Genomic DNA, 1,992 nt, shown 5'->3' on the forward strand with positions numbered 1-1,992 from the left:
TATACATAATTTTGATTGCTTTCGTGTTTTTTGTCAATCCTTCCAATCATGTCTATGTTTAAATCACAAACCGTTTTTTCTAATCGGATTATCGGATTTATATCTGTGTAATATTTTGACCCCAGAAGTCCTTTTTCTTCGCCTGTAACCCACAGGAATAGAATGCTTCTTCTAGGTCCATTTCCAGCTGCTTTGGCTTTAGAATATGCCTCTGCCAGTTCCAATAATGCACAAGTTCCTGATCCATCGTCATCCGCTCCATTATGAATGCGTCCCTTGTCATCAGTGCCAACATGGTCATAATGTGCTGATATGATGACCACTTCATCTTTTTTGTCGGTTCCTTCCAAGAAACCCATTATGTTGGATGTTTCTATAGTGTCTTCTCCTCTTTCAGATTTTATTTTTATGGTGCTTTTCTTGGTTTTCAGTTTATTTTCAGGATTCGCAATTTTTTCCTCTAACTTTTTCTGACTGATGCCTAGCATTTCAGCTGCCATGTTTTTGGAAATTATAAAAGTGGGAACAGCAGAGGTGACGGAAGGGCTTTCAGGTTTAGATTTTTCTATGGCTAGTCTATTAAATCTAGAAAGAACCGCCTTCCGTTCTGCATTGAGGGTTTTGAATTGGTCCGAATCCGCAAGTGAGACTACAAAAACAAAGTCTGCACCTAAGTCTGCTGCGATTTTTTGTTTTTTCTTTAACCCTGGGCTACCAATCCAATCTGAATTGTCTGTGTTACTCGATACAAACTTTCCGGCTTTGTTTTTCGGTTCATTTTCTATCAAAATAACCGCTTTGCCTTTTACGCTTTTGTTTAAGTAGTCATTTGAGGTTTCGGATTGAATGCCATAACCCACAAAAACAGTTTCAATTTCCTTTTCAACAGGGATATTAATCATTCCAACTGGAAAGTAATCATTGAAAAATACTTTCTTCTTACCATTGATTACTACATAGGATTCTTTCCATCCGTTTTTATACAATTCAATTTTTTGCTGGAAACTCATTTTGCCCATTTGATCTCGTACTATTGGAGTTATACCAAGAGCGGATAGGTGATTCGTTATGTATTCGGCGGCTTTTTTCTGGCCTTCTGAGCCTGTATCTCTACCACCGAGCTCATCTGAAGCAATATATGTGAGGTGTTTTCTGAGGTCTTCTTCGTTGATGGTTTCCTGGAAAGTTTGTCGAGGCGACTGGGCTAAACATAATGTATTAGCCAAAAGAGCTAAAAATAATAAGCTGATTTTGTTCATTGATAAATTTGTTTGTAAGGCAAAGAAACCAAAACATTTTGTTTTCTCAAGTAGTTTATTTTCTTAAATTTGCATTTTAATTTTCTCCCCAAAAAACTTCATGAAAGTCACTCTTACTAATCACGAAAAATTCGAAAAAAGACATCAAGGCAAAACTTCATCCGAATTAGAATCTATGTGCATTGAAATAGGTGTAGAAAACCTAGAGCAACTGATCGACGAAACTGTGCCTGCCAATATTAGATTGGACAAAATGTTGAATCTGCCAGCTGCACTATCAGAAACACAACTCTTGGAAAAATTGAAGTTTTTGGGATCAAAAAATAAAGTTTACAAATCGTTCATAGGAGGAGGATATTATGATACCGCCGTTCCGAAAGTTATTTTAAGAAATATTCTAGAAAATCCTTCTTGGTATACAGCTTACACGCCATATCAAGCTGAAATAGCCCAAGGAAGATTAGAAATGCTCTTAAATTTCCAAACGATCGTGACCGATTTGACTGGAATGGAGATTTCAAATGCATCCCTTTTGGACGAAGCTACTGCTGCTGCGGAAGCTATGTCAATGTTTTACAACATTAAAAAAGGGGCAAAGAAAAACGCCAACGATTTCTTTATTTCAGAAAGTTGTCATCCGCAAGTTATAGATGTAATTACAGGAAGAGCCACCCCAATTGGCGTAAATATAATAGTAGGTAATCAAGATACCTTTGATTTTGAAAAATCGAAT

The 1,992-nt window shown here is 36.7% G+C and carries 1 protein-coding gene and 1 pseudogene; one reads left to right on the plus strand and one right to left on the minus strand.

Annotation, left to right across the window (positions count from 1 at the left end; all coding sequences use genetic code 11):
- On the minus strand, positions 1-1,259 hold a 1,259-nt coding region (locus EGI24_RS14270; protein WP_255049131.1), incomplete at its 3' end, for a M28 family peptidase.
- A gap of 100 nt (positions 1,260-1,359) precedes the next feature.
- On the opposite strand from EGI24_RS14270, the pseudogene EGI24_RS14275 reads away from it, so the two are divergent.
- Positions 1,360-1,992 (plus strand): annotated as a pseudogene (locus EGI24_RS14275) (glycine dehydrogenase (aminomethyl-transferring)); the annotation flags it as partial.

Origin of the sequence: Lacihabitans sp. CS3-21, from assembly GCF_024343675.1 — a bacterium.
Lineage (GTDB): Bacteria > Bacteroidota > Bacteroidia > Cytophagales > Spirosomataceae > Leadbetterella.